Raw genomic sequence first — 23136 nt, forward strand, 5'->3', positions numbered from 1 at the left:
GAGGCCGCCCTCATGCGGCGCGGCGTCGCGAAAAGCAAGCGACGCCGTGCGGCGCGTATCAGGCCGGTTGGGCCAGCCCCGCCTCGGCGTTGGCGATCAGGTCGCGATCGTCGACCTGCCACGGGTGGAAGTCGGGTTTGTAGAAGGCGACATAGTCCCCGATCATGCGGCGATACAGGCCCGGTTTCAGCCACAGCCAGCGGAACAGGCCCCAACGCGCCTTCCAGCCGACGATGCCGTCCTGTTTCAGCAGCATCAGGGTCGTCTCGCGCACCGTTTTGGTGAACAGCAGGGTCGTCAGGAACATGGCCCAGCGCCGCAGCCGCCAGCGCTTCAGCGGGCTGAGATCGCGCGCAGCGTGCAGGAAGACGTCATAGGCCACGCCCTTGTGTTCGATCTCCTCGATGGAGTGCCAGCGCCACAGGCGGGCCAGGTCATGGGGCGAGCCCTTCAGCAGATCCGGGTCGGCCAGAAGGCGATGGGCGAAGGCGGCGGTGAAATGCTCCAGCGCCATGGTCGCGGCGAGCTGGGCGATGGCCGGGCGGGCGCGGGCGAGATCGAGGCGGGCCGTGACATAGGCCTCGATCTCGGCGGTCTCGTAGCCGGCGCGGGCGGTGATGGCGTTGAAGGCCATGTGTTCGCGCGTGTGGGCGCCTTCCTGGACGGTGAAGGCGCGGATGTCGGCGGCCAGGTTCGCGGGCGTATCCTTGGCGAACCGCTTGACCGACTGGATGAAGAACCGCTCGCCGTCGGGGAAGGTCAGGCTGAGGGCGTTCATCACGGCGGTGCCGAACGGGTCGCCGTTCAGCCACCAACGTGGCGTCGGGGCCTCGCGGTCGATATGCAGGTCACGCGGCTTGATCTGGAGGTCGGCGGGGGTGGCGGATTTCGCCATGGTTCTGCTCCTCGATTTCGAGAGGAATATGGAGTTAACTGACATCAATGTCAACTAATGGTCCGATGAAGCGGCGGCGTGGGGCGGTGGCGCGTGAAGAGGCGCTGGAGGCGGCGCGCGACCTTCTGCTGTTCGGCGGCCCGGCGGCGGTGACGCTGAAGGCCGTGGGCGAGCGGATGGGCGTGGGCCACGCCAATCTGATCCACCATTTCGGCTCGGCCGCTGGGCTTCAGGGCGCGCTGATGGATGCGATGGTGCGTGACCTGGCCGAGCGGATCGAGGCGGGCCTTAACGAAGGATCGGGCGAAGGGCGCGAGGGGGTGGAGCCGGATCGGTTGATGACCGTCGTCTTCGACGCCTTCGGCAAGGGCGGGGCGTCGCAGATGGCGGCCTGGCTGGCGCTGGCGCGCGAACAGGGGCGGGCGGAAAGCTTCGGCGGGGTGGTGCGGGATCTGGCCGACCGGCTGGCGGCCATGGCGCCGGACGATCCCCGTGCGGCGGACCGGGCGCGGTCCCTGGTCATGACGGCGGCCTATATGGCCTTCGCCGAGGGGCTGATCGGCGAAATATTGACGCCGATGCTGGGCGCGCCCGACGGTCTGGGCCGCGAACTGGCGTTGAAGCTGACGGCGACCGTCTTGGCGGAACCGTGAGTTCAGGCCACAGTCGTCCTGTTGTATGAGGCGTCATGGCCCTGTTGGACTGGATGAGCGATGTGGCCGGGCCGGTGGTCCGGGGCGACGGCGTGCTGCTGCGGCCGCCGCGCGCGGCCGACTACGCCGCCTGGTCCGCACTGCGCGACGGATCGCGCGACTATCTTCAGCCGTGGGAGCCGGCCTGGCCCGAGGACGACCTGACCAAGGCGGCGTTCCGGCGCAGGCTGTCGATCTATGCGCGCGAGATGGAGCTGGGCCACGCCTGGCCCTTTTTCGTGCTGGTGGACGGCGGCAAGACCCTGGCGGGGGCGGTGACCCTGTCGAACGTGCGGCGCGGCGTCGCCGAGACCGGGACGCTGGGCTACTGGATCGGCCAACCCCATTCCGGCCAGGGCGTGGCGACGGCGGCGGTGCAGGCGGTGGTCGGCTATGCGTTCGACAAGCTGAAGCTGCACCGTCTTGAGGCGGCCTGCCTGCCCAGCAACCACGGTTCGCGCCGGGTGCTGGAGAAATCGGGCTTTCGCAACGAAGGACGGGCTCGCGCTTATTTGAAAATTAACGGCGAGTGGGCAGATCATCTGCTGTTCGGCCTGGTCGAGGACGAGCGTTGACGGCCGGGGGCCGTCTGGAAGGGCGAGACGCGTGACACCACGATCCCGATCGCTGGCCTGGGACGCCACGACCGCCATCGAGGCGTTGGCCGCCGCCGATACGGCGCTGTGGGTCTGGACGCCGGCGACGGACGAGCTGCGCTTCACCGGCGCGACGCGGTCGCTGGGCCTTGGACCGCTGGCCCCGGAATGCACGGCTGCCGGCTTCGTCGCCCTGGCCATGCCCCAGGATCGCAGCCTGGCCGAACGCATGCTGAAACCGCAGGACGAGGGGGCCGAGGTCGCCGTGCGTTTGCGGATGCGCGGGTCCGAGACCTGCCTGTGGCGCGGCGTCTGGCTGGAGGACGGATTGCGCGCCGCCGGCGTCGTAGCGCTGGAGACCAAGTTCGCCGGATCGGATCGGGATACGCTGACGGGCCTGCTGGACCGTCGCGCCTTCATCGCGCGCGTGGGCGAGGTCCTGACCCAGCCGGGCGAATACGAGATCGTGGTCGGCGACGTGGACCGGCTGCGGCGCCTGAACGAGGCGTTGGGGCATGAGCGCACCGACCTGGTGCTGTCGGCCCTGGGCTCGCGTCTCGCCGCCGCCTTCAACAAGGACGCCTCGGCGGCGAGGATCGGCGAGGACGAGTTCGCCATCATCGTGCCCAAGACCGCCTCGCACACCAGCTACCGCGTGCGCGACGCGCTGGAGCAGCCGCTGCGGGTCGCGGGCTTCGACATCTATCCGACCGTCTCCATCGGGGCGGTGATGGTGGAGGGCGGGCCCGATGCGCCCGACGCCGCCGAACTGTTGCGTCGGGTCGAGCTGGCGGTGGAATCGGCCAAGGGCGCCGGGCGCGGCGGATCGGCCGCCTATGGCCGGGCGCTGGAGAGCGACAGCCTCAGTCGTCTGGCCCTGGAAGCGGACCTGCGAAACGCCTTCGTGCGCGGCGAGATCGTGCCCTTCTTCCAGCCCATCGTGAACCTGAACACCGGGGCGGTGGCGGGCTTCGAGGCCCTGGCGCGCTGGCGTCACCCGCGCCGCGGCCTGGTGCCGCCGGACGAGTTCCTGGGCCTGACCGCCGACCTGGGGATGATGAACGACCTGGGCCTGTTGATGATGACCCAGTCGGCGCGGCAACTGGCCGAATGGATCGAACGCCATCCGCTGGCGGGCAAGATGTTCTGCAGCGTCAACCTGTCGGTCGGCGAGATCGAACGCCCGCACCTGTGCGAGGACGTGGCGCGCATCATCAAGGAAACCGGCCTGCCCAAGGGCGCGCTGAAGCTGGAGGTCACCGAGGGCGACATCATGCGCGACACCGCGCACGCCGCCGAGGTCCTGCAATCGCTGAAGGATGTGGGGGCGTCCCTGGCGCTGGACGACTTCGGCACCGGCTTCTCGTCGTTGTCTTATCTGGCGCGCCTGCCGTTCGATACGCTGAAGATCGACCGCTATTTCGTGCTGACGATGAACAAGGACGAAGGCTCGGCCAAGATCGTCAAGTCGGTGGTCAACCTGGGCCGCGACCTGTCGCTGGAAGTCGTCGCCGAGGGTGTCGAGAACGCCGAACTGGCCCGCCTGCTCTTGGACGCCCAATGCCACTACGGCCAGGGCTTCGGTTACGCGCCCGCCCTGCCGGCCCAAGAGGCCGAGGTCTATCTGGCCGAGAGCCTGGCGGACGGCACGGCGCCGTTGAAGCAGCGGTCGGCGTAGTCTTCAATCCACGGGGCGTCCGATACGCACCAGCGCGCCATTGGGGTCGCTGACGGCGAACTCATACGTGCCCCACGGCTTCTTCTCAGGCCCCGCGCCGATGATGAGCTCGCGCACGCGGTCGGCGGCGGCGTCGACATCCTCGACATAGAGGTAGAGCCCCAGGGCGTTGTCCTCGATCCGGGCGGGCCAGCCGGGCGTGGCGTTGAGGTGCAGATGGCCGCCGCGCCCATCCTCCAGAATGCGATAGTCGCCATAGTCGCTGACCACGTCGAAGCCCAGGCGGCGATAGAAGGCCTCGCTGAGGTCCATGTCGCGTGCGGGCACGATGGCGACGGCGCGGTGCTGTGCAGTCATTGGAACCTCTCTGGATGAGGGGGCGATGATGCCCTTCGCTCGGCCCTCGCGAAACCCGCAACGTCCGGCTTTCGGCCGTTTCCGGACAGTGGGGCCATCTTGTCCGCAAGCCTCGGAAAGCCCTGCCTGGCTTGGCCTGCGTGGGCTAGGTTGTCGGCATGATCGATGGCGAGACGCAGGATAGGGACGGGCGCCGCGCGCGGACGCGGCAGGCGATCACGGATGCGCTGATCCGGCTGATGTCCGATCGACGATACTCGGCCATCCGCACGACGGATCTGATCCAGGCCGCCGCCGTGGGCCGTTCGACCTTCTACGAGCATTTTCAGAGCAAGGCGGCGGTGCTCGAAGCCGTCGTCGAGCCGATCCTGATCCCTTTGGCGCAGGCCGGCGCCGGGCAGGGCAATACGGCGCGGCTGAAGGTCATGCTGGACCATCTGTGGGATCGTCGCGCCCTGACACGCCATCTGTTCGAGGCGCCGTTGCAGACGAAACTGCAACGCAGGCTGGCGGCGATGATCGAAGCGAAGATTTCGGATCGCGCCGACAACGCTCTTCCATCTTCACTGATTGCGAGAGGCGCGGCGGCCGGCCAGTTTGCGATATTGCAGATGTGGCTATCCGGCGAGGCCTCGTGCCATTCCGGTGATCTGGCGAACGCGCTGGTGGGCGTTCAACGCCGTTGACCCGCATTGCGGTCGATCCCACTCACTGAAGACTCTCGTGATCTGGTCATATGGCTCCGATTGTCTGACAGTGCGCCCATGACCGACGCCAGACTGGAGATCGCCGCCGGCTTTGCGACCTTGCAGGGGCCAAAGGTGGACAATCAGGATTTCGGCGGCGTCCATATCGGCACGGCGGCCGAGCAGCGCGAGCATGGGGTCGTGGCGGTGATCGCCGATGGGGTGTCGGGGTCGAAGGCCGGGCGGATGGCGGCCGAGCTGACGACGCGCAGCTTCATCGACGGCTATCTGGATCAGAACCCGCTGAACGGCATCGCGGCGAATGGGATCAAGGCGTTGAGGGGCTTCAACCGCTGGCTCCATTCGCGCGGTCGGATCGATCCGGCGATGGAGGGGGCGGCGACCACGTTCACGGCGGTGATCCTGCGCGGGCGCGAGGCGACGGCCCTGCACGTGGGCGACAGCCGGGCGTGGCATTTCCGCGACGGGGTGCTGACGCGGCTGACGGAGGATCATACCCGTTCTCAGCAGGGGCTCAGCCATGTGCTGTACCGCGCGGTGGGGATCGAGGCGGACGTGAAGCTGGACGTGCGTCAGGTCCGGCTGGAGCCGCACGACCGGCTGCTGCTGACCACCGACGGAGTGCATGGGGTGCTGGCCGATGCGGTGATCGCGGGCCTGCTGGGACGACGCAGTTCGCCCGACGCGGACGCACACGCGATCCTGGCCGAGGTCGAGGCGGCGGGCGCGCGCGACAACGCCACCGCCATCGTCATCGACGTGATCCGAACCGGCGCGCCCGACTGGGAAGCGATTACGGCCGAGGCCGAGGGGCTGGCGATCCTGCCGCCGCCCGCCGTGGGCGACAATGTCGACAGCTTCGCCTTGCAGCGGCTGGTCGCGGACGGGCGCTATACGCGGTTGTTCCTGGGCAAGGATACCCTGGGCGACGGAGGCATGGTGGTGCTGAAGTTCCCCAAGCCCGCCGTGGTGTCCGAGCGCGGCGCGCGCACCGCCTTTCTGCGTGAGGCCTTCATCGGTCGGCGCATCGACAGCCCCTTCGTCGGCAAGGTGCTGAGCCTGGATGCTGGCCGCCAGAGCCGTCTGTATATCGCCCAGCCCTTTTATGCCGGTCAGACCCTGCATGCGCAGCTGGCGGAGGAGGGACCGTTCGAGATCGCCGAGGGGATCGGCGTGGCCTTGCGTCTGTCGCGGGCGGTGTCGGCCCTGCACCGGGCGGGGGTGACTCACCGCGACATCAAGCCGGACAATGTGATCCTGGAGACCAACAGCGGGCTGAAACTGGTCGATCTGGGGGTAGCGCGCCTGCGGCTGGCCGAGGAGTTCGCCGAGGCCGAGGCGCCCGGCACCGCCGGTTACAAGGCTCCGGAAATGTATGCGGACGAGAGCGGGAACGCCGCCACCGACCAGTTCGCCCTGGGGGTGACGCTGTATCGGCTGTTCACCCGCACATATCCGTGGGGCGAGGTCGATCCAGCCGATGCGCCGCGCTTCGACCGGGCGCCGGTTCCGCCGACGCGACATCGGCCGGACATGCCCGCCTGGCTGGAGGCGGCCATCATGCGCGCCGTCGCCGTCGATCCGAACGAGCGGTTCGAGGACGTGGAGGAGCTGATCCATGTGCTGGAAACCGGCAGCGCCGTGGCCGCGCCGCCGCCGCGCCAACTGTCCCTGATCGAGCGCGATCCGGTGCGATTCTGGCAGGGGGTCAGCCTGCTGCTTCTGCTGGCGCTGCTGGTGTCGATGACAACGCGTTAGGCCCCCATACGTCGCAAGACAGCTTTTGGATGTGCGACATATAGCGGCGCACGGGGGCCGGAACGCCTGATCGACTTCGGCTTTTGTGACGGCGAGCGGGGACGTCGCGCCCGCAAGTTTGGCACGAAAGCCTCCCCCATGATCAAGACACTCGCATCCAGCGCCCTCGCGTTGGCCATGGTCTCCACCCCCGCCCTGGCGCAGTCGGTCGCTCCTGACTGGTCCGGCCCCTACGTCGGCATCTTCGGCGGCTACAACCAGTCGAACGAGGACGAAGACGAAAACCTCGGTTTCGACCGCAATCTGGACGGCCGCTACGGCGACCAGGTCTCGACCGCCGCCGGCGACAACGCCTTCAGCCCCGGCTTCTGCGGCGGCATGGCGACCAGCACCGCGCCTGGCACGGGCTGCCGTGACGACAACGACGGTGTCGAAGCGGGCGTGCGCGCCGGTTACGACATGCAGTTCGGCAACTTCGTCGTCGGCGCCCTGGCCGAATACAGCGTCAACAATGTGCAGGACTCGGTGACCGGTTTCTCAACCACCCCCGCCTTCTACACCTTCACGCGCGAGCTGGAGAGCACGGCGGCCGCCCGTCTGAAGCTGGGCTACGCCTACGGCCCCGCCCTGATCTACGGCACCGGCGGTTACGCCTATGGCAAGTTCGAGAACAAGTTCCGCACCTCGAACCAGGCCAACAGCTTCACCGAAACCAGCGAAAGCGATGACGGCGACGGCTGGCAGGCCGGCGGCGGCGTGGAATACGCCCTGGGTCGCGGCCTGACCGTCAACGGCGAATACCTGTACACCTCGTTGGACGTCGAAAGCCCGGTGATCCGCGTCGGCAACACCGGCACGACCCCGGCCGCCAACCCGTTCATCTCGGCCCCGAACACGACGGGCACCGACATGATCCGCAGCAACGGCAAGTTCGGAACCCACATGTTCCGCATCGGCATGAACTACCGATTCTAGGCCTTAACGGGCGGTCGGGCTTACGCTCGGCCGCCCTGGCTTGACAGCATGGCCGCGTCCACGCCCATCTGGGCCAGGGCGCGCGTCCATTTCGACGTGTGTTCGCCGTCGAAGATCAGATCGAGATCGGCGTCGGCGGTCAGCCAGACGTTCTCGGCCAACTCCTCTTCCAACTGCCCCTCGCCCCAGCCGGCGTAGCCCAGCAGCAGGGCCGAACGGCGCGGACCCGCGACAGCGTCGGTCATGGCGGCCAGGGCCTCGCGCGTGCCGGTCATGGCCAGGCCGTCGCCAAACGGCAGGCTGTCATCCCCGATCATCCAGTCGTCGGTGTGCAGGACGAAACCGCGCTCGCGTTCGACTGGCCCACCCATCAGCACCGCGCGGCCGATCGACTGATCCGGGGCCGGGGCCTCCAGCTTGTCCAGGACAGTCTTCAAATCCACGCCCGGCGCCGGTCGGTCCAGCCGCAGCCCCATCGCATGGTCGGGACCGTGGGCGCAGATAAGGATGACGGCATGTTCGAACCGGGGATCGCTGATGCCGGGCATGGCGACCAGCAGACGGCCGGTCAGGGGGGAGGCTTGGCTCATGATCCAATCATCGGTCGCGAAAGCGGCGCAAGCAAGCCGTCCCGGCGCTTGCGGTCCCGGCGCGCGTCTCTATGTGTCGCAAACGGTGTTTTCAATCCCGTCAGCCCCAACCTTAACGAGACAGACATGACCATTCAGATCGGCGATCGCATCCCGAACGCGACCCTCGCCCAGGCGACCGCCGAAGGGCCCAAACCCGTCAGCACCGCCGACATCTTTGCGGGCAAGACCGTGGCTCTGTTCGCCGTGCCCGGCGCCTTTACCCCGACCTGCTCGGCGCGCCACCTGCCGGGCTTCAAGGATCACTTGGCCGATATCCAGGGCAAGGGCGTCGATACGGTCGCCTGCATCTCGGTCAACGACGCATTCGTCATGAAGGCCTGGGCCGACAGCCAGGACATCACCGACGACAGCATCGTCATGCTGGCCGACGGCAACGGCGAACTGACCAAGGCCCTGGGCCTGGTGCTGGACGGGTCGGGCTTCGGCCTGGGCGAGCGTTCGCAGCGCTATTCCATGCTGGTCAAGGACGGTGTGGTCGAGCAGCTCAACATCGAACAGGGCGGCGAGTTCAAGGTGTCTTCCGCCGAGCATCTGCTCGCGCAGCTCTGATGTCTGTCGATCCAGGCTATCGCTTCGCTACTTGAGCCTGGGTCGACGCTAGCAATGACCGATGTGTTCAGCCCCGAGAAGCGCAGCGCCGTGATGCGTCGCGTGAAGGGCAAGGATACGTCGCCGGAACTGGCCGTGCGCAGGATCCTGCGCACGGCCGGGATCGGCTATCGGCTGGGCGGGGCGGGTCTGCCCGGTCGGCCGGATGTCCTGATGAAGGGCCGCCGGATCGCCCTGTTCGTCCACGGCTGTTTCTGGCACGGGCACGACTGCCCGCGCGGGGCGCGCCAGCCCAAGACCAACGCCGAGTACTGGATCGCCAAGATCGCCCGCAATCGCGTGCGCGACGCCGCCGCCGTTCAGGCGCTGGAGGCGTCAGGTTGGCGCGTCGTGACGGTCTGGGAATGCGACATGCGAGAACCCGGTTTCGCCGCGACCCTGGTCGCCGCCGTCAGGGATCAGGCGGCCTCGGTCCGGGTCTGAGCGGCGGTGTCGTTCAGGACGTGCTGCAGGGCGCCGATCAGGGCCGTGGGCGTTAGCGGCTTGGAGACGAAATAGGCCATGCCGGCCGCCTGACAGGCCGCGACATCCTCGGGAGCCGTGTCGGCGGTGACGGCGACGACCGGTGTGCGGGCATTGGGTCCGCCGCCGGCGCGCAGGCGACGCGTGGTCTCGCGCCCGTCCAGCTCGGGCATCCGCACATCCATGAAGATGACATCGAACACCGCCTCGTCGCAGCGTTCCAGCGCGATCAGGCCGTCGGCGGCGGTGGTTATCTCACAGCCCAGCGGCTGAAGGATCAACTGCACCGCGCGGCGGTTGATGTCGTGGTCGTCCACGACCAGCAGGCGCAGGGGCTGGTCGTCGGTCTCGTCCGGCCCGGCGGCGGGCGCGAGGTCCGCGACAGGTTCCGGCGCAACAACTGCGGGAACCGACTGAGCCACGGGCAGGGCGATGGGCGTCAGCGACCGGGCGATGTCCAGGCGGCTTTCCTCAACGACCTCCAGGATCGGTTCGGCATCCTCGCCCTTGGGCAGAATCAGAGACACGGTGAAACGCGAACCCCGTCCCGGCGCGCTGCGCACCGTCAGGCGGCCGCCCATCAGGTCGATCAGATTACGACTGATCGCCAGACCCAGGCCCGAACCACCGTAGCGGGCGGTCACGCCGTCGGCCGTCTGGTCGAAGGGCGTGAACAGGCGCGCTATCTGCTCGGGCGTCATGCCGGGGCCGGTGTCGATGATCTCGAACAGCAGGGCGTAGCCCGACGGTTCTTCCGGCCAGACCTGAACCCGCAGGGTGATCTGGCCTTCGTCGGTGAACTTCATCGCGTTCGACATCAGGTTGTTGAGCACCTGACGGATACGCATGACGTCGCCCTTGACCTGACGCGGGACGACGGCCGCGCCTTCGACGCGCAGTTTCAGGCCCTTGGCGTCGGCCGAGCCGCGCCACAGCTGAAGCGTCTGGGCCAGCATCTGGCGCAGGTCGAAATCGTTCGCCTCGACCGTCATTCGGCCCGCCCCGATGCGGCTGTGGTCCAGCAGGTCGTCCAGCAGCGCCTTCATCATCAGGCCGGCGTCGGTGATCAAACTGGCGCTGGCGCGAGACTGCGAATCCGGCGCGCGCAATTCCGCGGCGCCGGCCAGGATGGCGCCGATCGGCGTGCGCAAATCATGACCCACGGCGGCCAGGAAGGCGGTGTGGTCCGACAGGCTGCGCTCGGCCTTGAGGCGCAGTTCCTCGGCCTGGGTGTGGGCGCGGATCATGTCGGCGGTGGTGTCGCTCATCCGCTGCCAGGTTATGACGACGTAGAAGACATAGAGGACGACGGTCGCCGCCGAGGTCATCACCAGCGGCCCCGGGGCGCCGAACGCATGTGCCAGGAACGGCGTGGCCAGCAGATAGATCATCTGCGGCGCCAGGCTGGCGATCATCATCGGCTGGCACCGCGCGGCGGTCATCATGGACGACAGCATGATCGCGGGCAGCATCAGGGCCGCACAGACCCCGCCCATCGGCCCACCGACTTGCCACATCACCAGGGACAGGCCGCCGAACACGGTGGCGCTGACCGCCAGGGCAATGCAGCCGGCGATCTTGCGCGCCGTGGACATCTCGCCCTTGTCGCCGCGTGCGACCGGGCCAAAGATCACAAGTTCGACGCCCTGAACAGCCATGTACAGGACGACCCAGCCCAGGCTGAACCAGATCCCGACCATCGGGGTGACGACCAGAGCGACCGCCCAGGTCGAGGCGATGCGTTGCAGCAGCGCGCCACGACGTTGGCGCACGGCGGCCGTCCAACCGCTTTCAGCATTATCGACGATGGTCGAATGCATGCAGGCCCTCTGATGACGAACGCCGGTCGTTCGTATCGGCTAGAGTATGCCGATCGAGCCTAACGCTCCGTCAACGGCCCGCGCCGACCGCCTCCGCCACTGTGGAAAAGCCGTCGGCGCGCAGACGGGCGGCTAAGTCGCGCTTGATGCGGGCGATCAGGCCCAGCCCCTCGTAGATCAGGGCTGAATAGACCTGGACCGCCGTGGCGCCCAGGCGGATGCGGGCATAGGCCTCGGCCCCGCTGTCGATGCCCCCGACCGCGATCAGGGGCAGGCGACCGCCCGCCGCCTCGGCCGCCGCGCGCAGGGCTTTTTCCGCGAACGGACGGATGGGGGCGCCGGACAGGCCGCCGGTCTCGTACGCGTCAGGCGAGCGCAGGGTCTCGGGGCGTTCCAGCGTGGTGTTGGACACGATCAGGCCGTCGATCCGGTGCACCAGCGAGGCCTCGACGATCATGCCGATCTCGTCGGCGATCAGGTCGGGCGCGATTTTCAGGAAGACGGGAACGCGCTCGGGGCCCATGGCGGGGCGGGCGGCGTCAATGCGGCCCAAGAGGTCGTCCAGTTGCTCACGGCCCTGAAGCGCGCGCAGGCCCGGCGTATTGGGCGAGGAGATGTTGACGGTGAAATAGGAGGCCCGGCCCGCCAGCCTGGTCAAACCCGCCACATAGTCCGCCGCCTTGTCCTCGGTGTCCTTGTTGGCCCCCAGATTGGCGCCGACGATCACGCCCGATGGACGGTGGTCCAGCCGCGCGGCGAAGGCGTCCAGCCCGGCGTTGTTGAACCCCATCCGGTTGATGATGGCCCGGTCCTCGCTGAGGCGGAACAGGCGGGGTTTGGGGTTCCCGGCCTGGGCGCGCGGGGTGACGGAGCCGCATTCGACGAAGCCGAAACCCAGGCGCGACAGACCGCGCAGGGCTTCGCCGTTCTTGTCCAGACCCGCCGCCAGACCGACCGGATTGGGCAGGCTCAGGCCGGCCAGACGCGTGTGCAGGATCGGATCGTCGGCGGGCGGCGAAGGCAGGGGTGCGAAGGCCAGCCCCTTGATCGCCAGCTGGTGCGCCTGTTCCGGGTCCAGCCGTCGCAGCAGGGCGGCGCTCCCCCCGCCAGGAAGTCGGTCAGGCTCATTTGTCGTCCTCGAACGCCATCTCGCCGTCGGCCGTGACCGAGAAGGCGCGCGACGCCGTGGCGGCGACGACGGGAAGGGGGGCATAGAGGTGCGGGAACAGGTCGCCGCCGCGCGAGGGCTCCCACACCAGATCGTCGCCGAACCGGCTCAGGTCCACCGTCAGCAGCAGCAGGTGTGCGCGCCCGGCGAAGTGACGCCGCGCGGTCTCGGCCAGTTGCGCCTCTGCCGACATGTGGATGTAGCCGTCGGCCAGATCCACCGGGGCGCCGTCATAGCGGCCCTGGGCGACGGCGGTGCGCCATTCGGCGGCATCGACGATCTTGTAGGCGACGTCTGTCATGCCGAGGGTGCGCCCAAGGCACGCGGCGTCAGGAAGCCTTCGTAGGTGCAGCGTCCCGCCGCATCGACGGTGAACAGGGCGGCCGCGCCGGTCGGGAACCCGCCTGACAGCTTGTCCACCACGGCCGGTGAGGCGGCGCTCTCGATCAGATATTCGGCGGCCAGAACATGGACGCCCGGATTGTGGGCCAGGATCAGCAGGCAGCCGGCCTCGTCCTCGCTGGCCTCGACGAAGCTGCGGATCACGTCCGAGCCGGCGTTGTAGAGGGCGGCCTCGTCGCGAACCTCCACGTCGCCGAAGGCGTCGTGCATCTGCTCCCAGGTCTGGCGCGTGCGCAAGGCGCTGGAGACCAGGGCCAGGTCCGGCTTAAGCCCTCGCTCGGCCAGCGCGCGCCCCATCAGCCGGGCCTCGGCGCGGCCGGCGGCGGACAGGGGGCGGGCCTCGTCGCCGCCGCCGGACGGGGCGGACGGTTCGGCCTGGGCGTGCCGCATCAGGATCAGTCGGTGCATGATCTTCGCCATAAGGCGGTTTCCCCTCCGCGACCAGATGGCGCGGGGGTCAACTCCGCGTCAGTCGTCCGCTTTGCGCCGCGACGACACGGAGGCCGCAGGCTGGGGCGTCAGGGCGGGGGCGGCGACGCGCTGGGCATGGCCGCTGGGCCGGATGCGGGCGTAGCTCTGGCGCGAGGCCTCCAGCAAGATCAGCCCGGCGGCGCCCGGAAAGACGCGGCGGCCGATCTGTTCGAACCCGTCCGCCAAGGCCAGCATCGGCCCCCAGGGCGGCGCATACAGCGTCTGGGACCAGGCCATCGGCTCCAGTCCCACGTCGCGCACCAAACCTTCCAGCTGACGTCGGGTGAAGGGCCGCCCATGACCGAAGGGGGTGTTGTCGGCCCGCGCCCACAGGCCGCCGCGCGCCGCCGCCGCCAGAATGATGCGCCCGGTCGGCGACAGCGCCCGCACGGCCTCCAGCAGCAGGGCGGCGGGATCGTCGGCCTCCTCCAGCGCATGGACCAGCAGGATGCGGTCGAAGGATCCGGCCGGGAAGGGCAGGCGGCGGTCGTCCACCAGCAGGGTGCGGTTGCGCCCGACCGTCGGCCAGTGTTCGACCCCCTGGCCGCCCGGCATGGCCGCGACCACGCGCCGGGCGCCGACGAAGGCGTCCAGCCACGGTGTCGCATAGCCGATGCCCAGCACGTCGCAATCGGCCGCCTCGCCCCAGGCGTCGTCCAGCCGTCGCGCCACCAGCCGACGCGCCAAGGCGCCGGTCGGCTCGCCGTAGAAGGTTCGAAGCTCGTCGATGCTGCGCCGCATGGGCGCACTATAGGCCTGTCGGCGGCCCTGCTGCTAGGATACGCGCATGACCCTGGATGTTCATCTGTTCCCCTGCCGCAGCGACAACTACGGCTTCCTGATCCGCGACGCCGCGACGGGCGTGGTGGCGGCGGTCGATACGCCGGACGCGGCGCGGATACTGGCGGAGCTGGAGGGGCTGGGCTGGGGACGGCTGGACCTGATCCTGAACACCCACTGGCACCCCGACCATACCGAGGGCAACGCCCGGCTGAAGGCCGAGACGGGCTGCGAGATCGTGGGGCCGGAGGAGGTACGCAAGGTCGCGCCGCTGGACCGCGTGGTCGCGGACGGCGACGTTGTCATGGTGGGCGAGACGCGGTTCGAGGTCACGCTGACGCCCGGCCATACGCTGGGCCATGTGGTGTTTCATGCGCCGGCGGACGAACTGGCCTTTACCGGCGACACCCTGTTCGCTCTGGGCTGCGGCCGGTTGTTCGAAGGCACGCCCGAACAGATGTTCGCCAGCCTGCAGATCCTGAAGGCCTGGCCCGATCAGACCGTGATCTGGTGCGCGCACGAATATACGGCGTCGAACGCCCGCTTCACCCTGAGCCTGGACGATCGGTCCGAGACCGCCGCTCATGCCGAGGCGATATTCGCCGCGCGGGACCGGGGCGAACCGACCGTGCCGACGACGCTGGGCGTGGAAAAGCGGTTCAATCCGTTCCTGACCGCGACGGACGCGGATCAGTTCGCCGCGCGCCGGGCGGCAAAGGACGCTTTTTAGAGGCGCTGGCGAAGGCGTTCATCACAACGGTCACGACGAGGTCACAACGACCACGACGGCGCCGAACGCGCGTCTGCTGCTCGACCTCATGGCCAGGCCGTCGCTGACACTGCGGCTTCGCCGCGCCGCAGGCCATCAAGATTTTCCGAACCGGCACGGCTCCGTCGTGGTCGTTGTGACCTCGTCGTGATCGCTGTGATGAACCCCTTTTTGAATCGCGCCAATGGGTTTCATCGACCCGCCTCCGCCGAGCCCAAAGTAGAATTCAGCGGTTCAGGGCCTCGCCGCCCACGACCCGCACGATCCGGGCGGACGAGGGGCGACCGGCGATGCCGGCGTCGGCGTCGATGACGATCCGTAGCGTGCCCTGGACCAGGGTGACCGATGGGCGGCCCTGGTCGGACACCACCACGCGGCGGACCCGCTCGACCTGAGACCGCAGGTTGGACGACCGCGCCATGCGCACGATGGCGTCGCTGGCGGCCGAGACGGTGTCGGCGGCGACCTGTTCCGAGCCGGGCTGGATGTTCACGTCGATGACGATCAGCCGCCCCATCGCCTGGCTGGCGCGATAGCTCTGGCGCATGAAATAATCGACCAGCTGGGCTCCGGTCATGGCGGCATTGGCCAACCCTTGCGCATCACCGACGCGCGAGGCGGGCGAGCCCTGGGGCGCGGTGGTCGTATAGAGGGTCACGGCTCCGTTCGGCGTGACGCGCAGCACCTGATCGCCATTATCATTGCGATAGATGATGTCGCCGCGCGGCGCGGGCGTGGGCCGCAGCACCCAGACCTCGGTCGACCGCTCGAACCGCATCAGGGCGCGCGAGCCCGAGGTGTCCAGGATGAAGCCCTGGCCGTTGCTGGTGACATAGCGGGCCGTCGGCGGGACCGAGCGGCCGGACTGGGCATGGGAAACGGCAGGCGCGACGACGCTCACGCCGATGACTGCGATGGCGGCGACCGCCATCGCAGTCACGCGTGGCGACTTTTTCGCCGTGACCGATCCCAACAACTTCATGACTGTCTTGATGAAACCCGCGAGAGGCGGATTTTGGGCGAAGCTCGCCTCAACCCACCAGGTATTGACCACCGTTCAACGAGAGTGTGCAGCCTGTGACATATCCGGCACGCTCGCCCACCAGCCAGGACACCATGTCCGCGATTTCCTCACCCTTGCCCAGGCGCCCGACGGGGATGTGGCTGATGATGTTTTCCAGAACCTTGGGATCCATGGCGCCGACCATCTCGGTGTCGATATAGCCGGGCGCGATACAGTTGACGGTCACGCCCTTGCGCGCATTCTCCAGCGCCAACGCCTTGGTGAAGCCGATCATCCCGGCCTTGGCGGCGGAATAGTTGGTCTGGCCGATCTGACCCTTCTGGCCGTTGATCGAGGAGATGTTGACGATGCGGCCGTGGCCCCGGTCACGCATGCCGTTGATGACCTGGCGCGTCATGTTGAAGACGCTGTCCATGTTGACGCGGATCACGTCGGACCACTGGTCGTGGCTCATCTTGTGGAAGAAGCCGTCGCGGGTGATGCCGGCGTTGTTGATCAGGATGTCGATGGGCCCCAGTTCGGCCTCGACCTCCTGAACCGCGCGGGCGCAGTCGTCGAAGCTGCCGACATTGCCCTTGACCACCATGACGCCCAGCGCCTTGGCCGTGGCCTGGGCGGCTTCATCATTGCCGGAATAGCCGGCGGCGACGCGGATGCCGTCCTCGTTCAGACGTTGAACGATCGCCTTGCCGATGCCCCGGGTCCCGCCCGTCACGAAAGCTACGCGCGCCATGTCGTCTCCTGTCCCTACGCCGGCCCTTAGGAAGGCCTTGTCGGGTTTCAGGTTAACGAGCGGGGGAAAGGGCGCAAGGCGTGAATCTGACGCGACGGAAGTTTCATGCTGTCGTCGCGCGTCAGGCGGCCAGCTTTTCCATGTCGATCACGAAGCGATAGCGCACGTCCGACTTCAGCATCCGCTCATAGGCGTCGTTGATTTGGTCCGGCGCGATCGTTTCGATGTCGCAGGCGATGCCGTGCTCGGCGCAGAAATCGAGCATCTCCTGCGTCTCCTTGATGCCGCCGATCAGCGAGCCGGCGATGCGGCGACGACGCCACAGCAGCGGCAGGGCGAAGACCGGCAGGCCCTCGGTCGTCAGGCCCAGCATGATCATGGTGCCGTCACGCGCCAGAAGTTGGACATGGCTGGCGATCTCGTGCGTGGCCGAGACAGTGTTGATGATCAGGTCGAACTTCTCGGCCGCCGCCTTCATCGCGTCCTTGTCGGAGTTGATCAGGAAATGTTTGGCGCCCATCCGCTCGGCGTCGGCCTTCTTGCGGTCCGAGGTGGACAGGACGGTGACCTCCGCCCCCATGGCCGCCGCCAGCTTGACCGCCATGTGACCCAGGCCGCCCAGGCCGATGACCGCCACCTTGGAGCCCGGGCCGACGCCCCATTCCTTCAGCGGGGAATAAGTGGTGATGCCGGCGCACAGCAGGGGAGCGGCGACGTCGAGCGCCAGGCTGTCGGGGATGGACAGGACGAAATGTTGATCCACCGTGATGTGGTCGGAATAGCCGCCCTGGGTGATGGCCTCGGCCGTGCCACCCTTCTTGTCCTTGCCGCCATAGGTGCCGGTGAAGCCGGGGATGCAGTACTGCTCGACGCCTTCCTGGCACGAGGCGCATTCGCGACAGCTATCGACCATGCAGCCGACGCCGACGCGGTCGCCTTCCTTGAAGCGGGTGACGTTGGCGCCGACAGCCTTCACCAGACCGGCGATCTCGTGACCCGGCACCAGCGGATAGGTTGAACGGCCGCTCTCGCTGCGCGCGGCATGCAGGTCCGAGTGGCAGACGCCGCAGTATTTGACGTCGATCAGCACATCGTCCGGGCCGGGGTCGCGACGGTCGAAACTGTAGGGCGTCAGCGGCTTGTCGGCGGCGGTCGCGGCGAAGGCGCGTGTGGCGATCGGCATGGGAATGTCCTTCAGGCTTTGCAGTGAGCCGGCCTCAGATGAGGCGGCAGTCGCAGGTCCGCAAGCGCGCGGCGGCTATTTCAGCTTGGCGATCAGCGCTTGGGCCGCCGCCGGGTTCCGCACCTTCGCGCCCGAGATGAAATAGGCGAAGACCTCGCCGCGTTTCGCCCAGCTTTTGGCCTGGTCGGCCACCGCATCCAGCTCGGTCGCCGTCATGCCGGTCGGCTCGTCCTCGCGGCTCGACATCAGCCGGGCATATCTAAAGTCAGATGTTTCCTCGTCGATCTGGGGCCAGGTTGGCTCCTCGTCATCGACGGCATAGACGATGGCCGCGCCGTATTTGCGGGCCAGGTCATAGAACTGTTCGGTGGCGAAGGTCGGGTTCCGAACCTCCAGCGCATGCCGCAGCCGCACCCCGTCCTTTTCCTTGGGCAACAGCTTCAGGAAGCCCTCGAAGTCCTCGGCGTCGAACTTCTTGGTCCCCATGAACTGCCAGTTGATCGGTCCCAGCTTGTCGCCCAGCTCGGTCAGGCCCTGGGACAGGAATTTGTCGAAGCTCTCTGCGCCTTCGGACAGCACCTTGCGATTGGTGCAGTAGCGGCTGGCCTTGACCGAAAACACGAAGTCGTCCGGCGTCTCGTCGCGCCACTTGCGCCAGCTGTCGGGCTTGAAGGTCGAATAATAGGTGCCGTTGATCTCGATCGAGGTCAGTTTCGACGCGGCATATTCCAGCTCGCGCTTCTGGACCAGGCCCTCGGGATAGAAGACCCCGCGCCACGGCTCAAACGTCCAGCCACCGATGCCGACATGGATGGAATGGGTCATTGTGGGTCATCTTCCAAGGGCGCGGCAATCCAGTTCTCACGAACCGAGCGGATGCGTAAAATCGCCACGCCATCATCCTCAATCTGGTAGATGATCATATGCGCCTCAGTCGGATAGACGTGGACTGGCGGTGTCAGTTCTGTTCTCAACCGGGCGCTACGGGGAAACTCGGCGATGTGTGCGAAAAGGCCTTCGAGCTTTTCCAAGTATCGTTCGGTTGATGCAGTCCCAAACCGCTCCATTCCGTCCCAGAAAATCGCCGTAAGATCGATGTCGGCGGCGGTGCTGAGCCGATAGCCGTTCACGCGGCGCCCTTGCGGCGCTCGAAATCGGCTTTGACATCCTCAAAGATTTGACGAGGCGTGCGGTCGCTGATCCCGCTGGCTCGGCCTTCGTCGATCAGCCTTTGCATGTTGGCGATCTTGTCGGCCCTGACCTGTTCGCGGCGGATCAGGTCGCGCACCACGTCGGACGTGTTGGCGTAGCGGCCGGATTTCGCCTGTTCCTCGACCCAGGCCTTCATCGGATCGGGCAGGGAGATGTTCATCGTCGCCATGGTTGGCCTCCTCCCCAAAAAGTGGGGGCTTGGCAAGGTTTGTCAACCGTCGGATCGGGCCGCCATCGCCGCCTGGATGCCAGCCAGCAGGCTGGCGGCCGTGATGGGTTTGGGGACATGGAGGTCGGCGCCGGCGGCCTGGGCCTGATCGCGGTGTTCGGCCATGGCGTTGGCGCTGAGCATGACGATGGGGGTGCGTGCGCTGGCCGGTCGGTCGGCCTCCATCTGGCGGATGGCGCGGGTGGCGGTCAGGCCATCCATGCCCGGCATCTGCATGTCCATCAGGATCAGGTCGAAGGTCCCGGCCTGGAAGGCGGCCAAAGCCTGTTCGCCGTCGCCGACAGTGACGACCTGCATGGCGTGAGCCGCCAGGATCAGCTGGACCACGCGCTGGTTGACGGGGTGATCCTCGGCCAACAGCACGCGTAGGGCGGCGACGGGCCGTTCGGCCTCCGACGCGCGGGCGCGCTGTCGCGCATCATGGTCGGTCAGGGAGGCGGCGCGCGTCAGCGGAATCTCGACGGTGAACCGACTGCCGACGCCGGGCGTCGAAGCCGCCCAAATCCGCCCGCCCATCAACTCGACTAGTGATCGGCAGATCGACAGACCCAAGCCTGTGCCGCCGAACCGGCGGGTGATGGTCGCATCCGCCTGGCTGAACCGGTCGAATAGTTGGGCGGCATGATCGGGCGAGAAGCCGACGCCGGTGTCGTCGATCTGCAGAGTCAGCTGGGTCAGGCCGTCGGAATCCTCGTCAATGGCGATGGCGACGCCGACCGAGCCCGCATGGGTGAACTTGATCGCATTGGACAGCAGATTGTCCAGCACCTGGCGGATGCGGGTGCTGTCGCCGACGAACAGGCCGCGCGCATCGGCGTCGCGGCGGATGTCGAAACTCAGGCCCTTGGCCTCGGCCCGCAGGCGCATGACATCCAGCGGCGCGGCCAGAGCCTGGTCCAGATCGAAGGGGCGGGTCTCCAGATCCAGATGGCCGGCCTCGATCTTGGACACGTCCAGAATGTCGGACACCAGCCGTTCCAGCGTCACACCCGAACTGCCGATCAGGGCGACCATCTCGGCCTGTTCGGGTGTCAGATCGGTGCGCGACAGCGCGTCGACGATGCCGATGACGCCGTTCAGGGGTGTGCGAATCTCGTGGCTCATATTGGCCAGGAAATCGGACTTGGCGTGGTTGGCGGCCTCGGCGGCGGCGGTGGCGTCGCGCAGGGCCCGCTCGGCTGCGACCTTTTCGGTCACGTCGCGGGCGATGCCATAGACGCGGTTTCCTAGCCGGTGCGCGCGCCATTCCACGGTGACATAATGGCCGGCCTTGTGGCGATAGCGGTTGACCTGACCCAGCACCGGATCGCCGGGGCGGCGGCTCTCGACCTCGACGATGCTGTCGCGCGTGACGCCTTGATCATCGGGATGCACCAGGCGGGGCAGGTCGCGGCCCTCGATCTCGTCGGGTCGATAGCCCAGGACGGTGAACCAGGAGGCGCTGGCCTTCACCACCCTTCCGTCCAGTTCGCGCACCACCAGCAGATCCAGCGATACGTCGAAGAAGGTGTCCAGATCCACACTGGAGGCAGGGAGGGCCAGGGCCGCAACGGGCAGACAGGTCATGGCGCACTCCCTCAACTGAGACCCATGTTAGGCCGTATGCGTTAAGCTTGCCTTTGCATTGCGTGCCAGTGCGGTATGGCGTCGCGCGCCGCGTTGGATAGGATGCGACGATGATTTTCGCTCTTGCCCTGATCGCAGCCTTACAGTCTGCGCCCGCTGCGGATCGACTGGAGACTCTGACCGTCACAGACGATCGCGCCTGCACAAGCGATGGGGCGTGGTGCGTGGGTCTGACGAAAGACACGGGAGAAGACGGCGAACCGATCGCGCGACCGATCCTGCGCGCCGCAGACGCTTTACCGCCGCAGGCAGACAGGGGGGAGGCGCTGCGGTCGAGTATTTTCAGCCGTGGACCAACCTGATCCCCCTGGCGGACGGCGGTGTTCTGGCGGGAGTTCAGGTCGAGACCAGCAGCATGTATTCCGGCGGCGGGGGTCAGGCCACGGAACTGCGCCTGTATCGGCTGGATACGAACGGCGATGCTGGCGCGACGCCCGTGCTGGCCGTGCCGATCCGCGCAGAGCTGACGATCCGCGCCTGCTTCGGCGAAGACGACATGACGCAGCGGGCCGGCGCCTGTCACGACGAATACGGGTTCGAGGCTGCGCTGACGGCGACGGGCGAGGCGGGCGCCATGCCCGTGCTCGACTACGTCACCACAGCAACCGCTTATCCGCGCGGCTCTTCGCGTTCCGAGGACTCGCTGGAGAAGCCGCCGCTGAAACCCGCCGACTTGGTCACCGTGCGCGATCCGAAATGCAGCTACAGCCGCCGGTTCACCTTCGACGCGGCGGCGGGCGAATACCGCCCGGACAGCAAGCTGCCGGATTGCTCGGACTATACCGTGCCCTAATAGGCGAAGTCGGCGTAGATGCGCTTCACGTCGCCCTGCCAGGCGCCGTGATACAGGTCCAGCAGGCGCTCGGCCGGGGTGATTCCGCTGTCGGCGATGTCTTCCAGTTCCGACAGATAGCCGCGCTCGTCCACCATGCCGCCCGAGAATTTGGCGCGGTTCTTCAGGCCCTGTTTGGCGATATTTACGAGGTCCACGGCGATGTCGCGCACGCTGCGGCCGGCGACTTCGGCTTTAAGGCCCAGGCGCGTCACGTCGCGGCGCAGGCGCTCGTGATCGGCGATGTCCCAGTCCTTGACCAGGTCCCAGGCGGCGGCCAGCGACGGGGCGTCGTACAGGACGCCGGCCCACAGGGCGGGCAGGGCGCAGATCCGGCTCCAGGGACCGCCGTCGGCGCCGCGCATCTCCAGATAGGCCTTCAGCCGCACCTCGGGGAAGAGGGTGGTCAGGTGGTCGTTCCAGTCCTTGATCGTGGGGAACTGACCCGGCAAGGCGGGCAGCTTGCCGGCCTGGAAATCGCGGAACGACTGGCCCGAGGCATCGACGTATCGGCCGTCGCGCTTGGCGAAATACATCGGCGTGTCCAGCGCATAGTCGGCGTAGCGCTCGAAGCCGAAGCCCTCCTCGAACACAAAGCCCAGCATGCCGGTGCGATCGGCGTCGGTGTCGGTCCAGACGTTGGCCCGGGCCGACAGGAAGCCGTTCGGACGCCCCTCGGTGAAGGGCGAACAGGCGAACAGGGCCGTGGCGATCGGTTGCAGGGCCAGCGAGGTGCGGAACTTCATCACCATGTCGGCTTCGGAATCGAAGTCGAGGTTCGCCTGGATGGTGCAGGTGCGCAGCATCATGTCCAGGCCCAGGGTCCCGACCTTGGGCATGTAGGACCGCATGATGTCGTAGCGGCCCTTGGGCATGACCGGCACCTGTTCACGGGTCCACAGCGGGTCGAAACCGGCGCCCAGAAAGCCGACGCCGATCTGGTCGGCCACCTGCTTGACCTCCATCAGGTGCTGACCGGTCTCGTTGCAGATGTCGTGGATCGTGAGGAGCGGCGCGCCCGACAGTTCGAACTGGCCGCCCGGCTCCAGGCTGACCGAGGCGATGAAGCCCTCGGCGTTGCGCCGCTCCAGCCCGATCAGGAAGCCGTTCTCCTCGACCGGCGACCATCCGAAGCGTTGCAGGCCCTCCAGCATGGCCTTGATGCCGCCCGGGCCTTCATAGCCGGGGCGGGCCAGGGTGGTCTTGTCGAAGCCGAACTTCTCGTGCTCGGCGCCGATCCGCCACTGGTCCTTGGGCTTGGCCCCCTTGGACATGGCCTCGATGAGAGCGTCTCTGGAAAGCGGCGCGTTTTCGGCCATCTGTAACCCCTGCTGTCGCGGCTAGATGGCGGCTAATGCAGCGTTCCTCAAGAGGCTGGATAAAATCCGCTCATCCCCGCGAAAGCGGGGACCCAGTTCTTTCGCGCCGCCGATGTGTGGGATCGGCGGCGTCGCATGACTTGGGCGGCTATCGCCCAAAGCACTGGGTCCCCGCTTTCGCGGGGA

General features: G+C 67.4%; 26 protein-coding genes. 10 read left to right on the top strand and 16 right to left on the bottom strand.

Annotated elements, in window-relative coordinates; all coding sequences use genetic code 11:
- Nucleotides 1-58: 58 nt before the first annotated feature.
- Entirely contained in the window at nt 59-895 is an 837-nt protein-coding gene (locus ACZZZD_RS13410) for a metal-dependent hydrolase (RefSeq protein WP_463435655.1), read from the bottom strand.
- 65 nt (nt 896-960) lie between these two features.
- Between ACZZZD_RS13410 and ACZZZD_RS13415 the strand changes: the two genes are divergently transcribed.
- The 3 genes from ACZZZD_RS13415 to ACZZZD_RS13425 are packed head-to-tail and all read left to right on the top strand — an operon-like array spanning nt 961 to nt 3861.
- Nucleotides 961-1548: a TetR/AcrR family transcriptional regulator gene (locus ACZZZD_RS13415; protein WP_463435656.1), complete on the top strand. Its 588-nt coding sequence runs from the start codon at nt 961-963 to the stop codon at nt 1546-1548.
- Between the two features lie 35 nt (nt 1549-1583).
- On the top strand, nt 1584-2162 hold the full coding sequence (locus ACZZZD_RS13420) for a GNAT family N-acetyltransferase (RefSeq protein ID WP_463435657.1): 579 nt from the start codon (nt 1584-1586) through the stop codon (nt 2160-2162).
- Between the two features lie 31 nt (nt 2163-2193).
- Nucleotides 2194-3861, top strand: a complete 1668-nt coding sequence (locus ACZZZD_RS13425) for a putative bifunctional diguanylate cyclase/phosphodiesterase (RefSeq protein WP_159846184.1) — start codon at nt 2194-2196, stop codon at nt 3859-3861.
- Between the two features lie 3 nt (nt 3862-3864).
- Here ACZZZD_RS13425 and ACZZZD_RS13430 read toward each other — a convergent pair whose 3' ends face one another.
- Nucleotides 3865-4218 (bottom strand): VOC family protein, encoded by a 354-nt coding sequence (locus ACZZZD_RS13430; protein ID WP_463435658.1) that lies wholly within the window; start codon nt 4216-4218, stop codon nt 3865-3867.
- A 158-nt stretch (nt 4219-4376) separates the two neighbouring features.
- Between ACZZZD_RS13430 and ACZZZD_RS13435 the strand changes: the two genes are divergently transcribed.
- The 3 genes from ACZZZD_RS13435 (at nt 4377) to ACZZZD_RS13445 (ending at nt 7658) form a co-directional block, all read left to right on the top strand.
- The gene (locus ACZZZD_RS13435) at nt 4377-4904 is read left to right on the top strand and encodes a TetR/AcrR family transcriptional regulator (protein ID WP_463435659.1); all 528 of its coding nucleotides are present in this window, start codon (nt 4377-4379) and stop codon (nt 4902-4904) included.
- Nucleotides 4905-4982: 78 nt separating this feature from the next.
- On the top strand, nt 4983-6683 hold the full coding sequence (locus ACZZZD_RS13440; RefSeq protein WP_463435660.1) for a bifunctional protein-serine/threonine kinase/phosphatase: 1701 nt from the start codon (nt 4983-4985) through the stop codon (nt 6681-6683).
- Between the two features lie 138 nt (nt 6684-6821).
- Nucleotides 6822-7658, top strand: coding sequence for an outer membrane protein (locus tag ACZZZD_RS13445; RefSeq protein ID WP_463435661.1), 837 nt, complete (start codon nt 6822-6824; stop codon nt 7656-7658).
- 20 nt (nt 7659-7678) lie between these two features.
- Here ACZZZD_RS13445 and ACZZZD_RS13450 read toward each other — a convergent pair whose 3' ends face one another.
- On the bottom strand, nt 7679-8248 hold the full coding sequence (locus ACZZZD_RS13450) for a YqgE/AlgH family protein (protein ID WP_463435662.1): 570 nt from the start codon (nt 8246-8248) through the stop codon (nt 7679-7681).
- 126 nt (nt 8249-8374) lie between these two features.
- Between ACZZZD_RS13450 and ACZZZD_RS13455 the strand changes: the two genes are divergently transcribed.
- Nucleotides 8375-8860: a redoxin family protein gene (locus ACZZZD_RS13455; protein ID WP_463435663.1), complete on the top strand. Its 486-nt coding sequence runs from the start codon at nt 8375-8377 to the stop codon at nt 8858-8860.
- Nucleotides 8861-8914: 54 nt separating this feature from the next.
- On the top strand, nt 8915-9343 hold the full coding sequence (locus ACZZZD_RS13460; protein ID WP_463435664.1) for a very short patch repair endonuclease: 429 nt from the start codon (nt 8915-8917) through the stop codon (nt 9341-9343).
- Here the strand turns inward: ACZZZD_RS13460 and ACZZZD_RS13465 are convergent.
- From ACZZZD_RS13465 to ACZZZD_RS13485, 5 genes are all read right to left on the bottom strand, one after another.
- Nucleotides 9319-11202: an ATP-binding protein gene (locus ACZZZD_RS13465; RefSeq protein WP_463435665.1), complete on the bottom strand. Its 1884-nt coding sequence runs from the start codon at nt 11200-11202 to the stop codon at nt 9319-9321. The two genes, ACZZZD_RS13460 and ACZZZD_RS13465, sit on opposite strands and share 25 nt — an antisense overlap.
- Nucleotides 11203-11272: 70 nt before the next feature.
- Nucleotides 11273-12415: a quinone-dependent dihydroorotate dehydrogenase gene (locus tag ACZZZD_RS13470; protein ID WP_463435666.1), complete on the bottom strand. Its 1143-nt coding sequence runs from the start codon at nt 12413-12415 to the stop codon at nt 11273-11275.
- Nucleotides 12327-12671 (bottom strand): DUF952 domain-containing protein, encoded by a 345-nt coding sequence (locus ACZZZD_RS13475; protein WP_463435667.1) that lies wholly within the window; start codon nt 12669-12671, stop codon nt 12327-12329. The genes ACZZZD_RS13470 and ACZZZD_RS13475 overlap by 89 nt, the downstream gene beginning before the upstream one ends.
- A complete protein-coding gene (locus tag ACZZZD_RS13480; RefSeq protein ID WP_463435668.1) occupies nt 12668-13192 on the bottom strand; it encodes a SixA phosphatase family protein in 525 nt (174 codons plus the stop codon). Before ACZZZD_RS13480 ends, ACZZZD_RS13475 begins: the two co-directional genes overlap by 4 nt.
- Nucleotides 13193-13240: 48 nt before the next feature.
- Nucleotides 13241-13984, bottom strand: a complete 744-nt coding sequence (locus tag ACZZZD_RS13485; RefSeq protein WP_463435669.1) for a methyltransferase domain-containing protein — start codon at nt 13982-13984, stop codon at nt 13241-13243.
- A 46-nt stretch (nt 13985-14030) separates the two neighbouring features.
- Between ACZZZD_RS13485 and gloB the strand changes: the two genes are divergently transcribed.
- Nucleotides 14031-14753 (top strand): hydroxyacylglutathione hydrolase, encoded by a 723-nt coding sequence (gene gloB, locus ACZZZD_RS13490; protein WP_463435670.1) that lies wholly within the window; start codon nt 14031-14033, stop codon nt 14751-14753.
- Nucleotides 14754-15018: 265 nt separating this feature from the next.
- Here gloB and ACZZZD_RS13495 read toward each other — a convergent pair whose 3' ends face one another.
- The 7 genes from ACZZZD_RS13495 to ACZZZD_RS13525 all read right to left on the bottom strand — a co-directional run bounded on the left by ACZZZD_RS13495 (nt 15019) and on the right by ACZZZD_RS13525 (nt 20739).
- A complete protein-coding gene (locus ACZZZD_RS13495; protein ID WP_463435671.1) occupies nt 15019-15774 on the bottom strand; it encodes a DUF4908 domain-containing protein in 756 nt (251 codons plus the stop codon).
- A gap of 49 nt (nt 15775-15823) precedes the next feature.
- Entirely contained in the window at nt 15824-16549 is a 726-nt protein-coding gene (gene phbB / locus ACZZZD_RS13500; protein WP_463435672.1) for an acetoacetyl-CoA reductase, read from the bottom strand.
- Nucleotides 16550-16670: 121 nt separating this feature from the next.
- Nucleotides 16671-17732, bottom strand: coding sequence for an NAD(P)-dependent alcohol dehydrogenase (locus ACZZZD_RS13505; protein WP_463435673.1), 1062 nt, complete (start codon nt 17730-17732; stop codon nt 16671-16673).
- 75 nt (nt 17733-17807) lie between these two features.
- Nucleotides 17808-18557 carry a DUF72 domain-containing protein gene (locus tag ACZZZD_RS13510; protein ID WP_463435674.1) on the bottom strand — a complete coding sequence of 250 codons (750 nt, stop codon included), beginning with the start codon at nt 18555-18557 and terminating at the stop codon, nt 17808-17810.
- Entirely contained in the window at nt 18554-18862 is a 309-nt protein-coding gene (locus tag ACZZZD_RS13515) for a type II toxin-antitoxin system RelE/ParE family toxin (protein ID WP_463435675.1), read from the bottom strand. The genes ACZZZD_RS13510 and ACZZZD_RS13515 overlap by 4 nt, the downstream gene beginning before the upstream one ends.
- Entirely contained in the window at nt 18859-19113 is a 255-nt protein-coding gene (locus tag ACZZZD_RS13520) for a type II toxin-antitoxin system ParD family antitoxin (protein WP_463435676.1), read from the bottom strand. The genes ACZZZD_RS13515 and ACZZZD_RS13520 overlap by 4 nt, the downstream gene beginning before the upstream one ends.
- Before the next feature lie 42 nt (nt 19114-19155).
- On the bottom strand, nt 19156-20739 hold the full coding sequence (locus ACZZZD_RS13525; protein WP_463435677.1) for an ATP-binding protein: 1584 nt from the start codon (nt 20737-20739) through the stop codon (nt 19156-19158).
- A 415-nt stretch (nt 20740-21154) separates the two neighbouring features.
- Here ACZZZD_RS13525 and ACZZZD_RS13530 point away from each other — a divergent pair, with 415 nt between their 5' ends.
- Nucleotides 21155-21592 carry a hypothetical protein gene (locus ACZZZD_RS13530; RefSeq protein ID WP_463435678.1) on the top strand — a complete coding sequence of 146 codons (438 nt, stop codon included), beginning with the start codon at nt 21155-21157 and terminating at the stop codon, nt 21590-21592.
- Here ACZZZD_RS13530 and ACZZZD_RS13535 read toward each other — a convergent pair.
- A complete protein-coding gene (locus ACZZZD_RS13535; RefSeq protein ID WP_463435679.1) occupies nt 21589-22950 on the bottom strand; it encodes a glutamate--cysteine ligase in 1362 nt (453 codons plus the stop codon). The two genes, ACZZZD_RS13530 and ACZZZD_RS13535, sit on opposite strands and share 4 nt — an antisense overlap.
- Between the last annotated feature and the right edge of the window lie 186 nt (nt 22951-23136).

Source organism: Brevundimonas sp. AC546 (assembly GCF_979258305.1).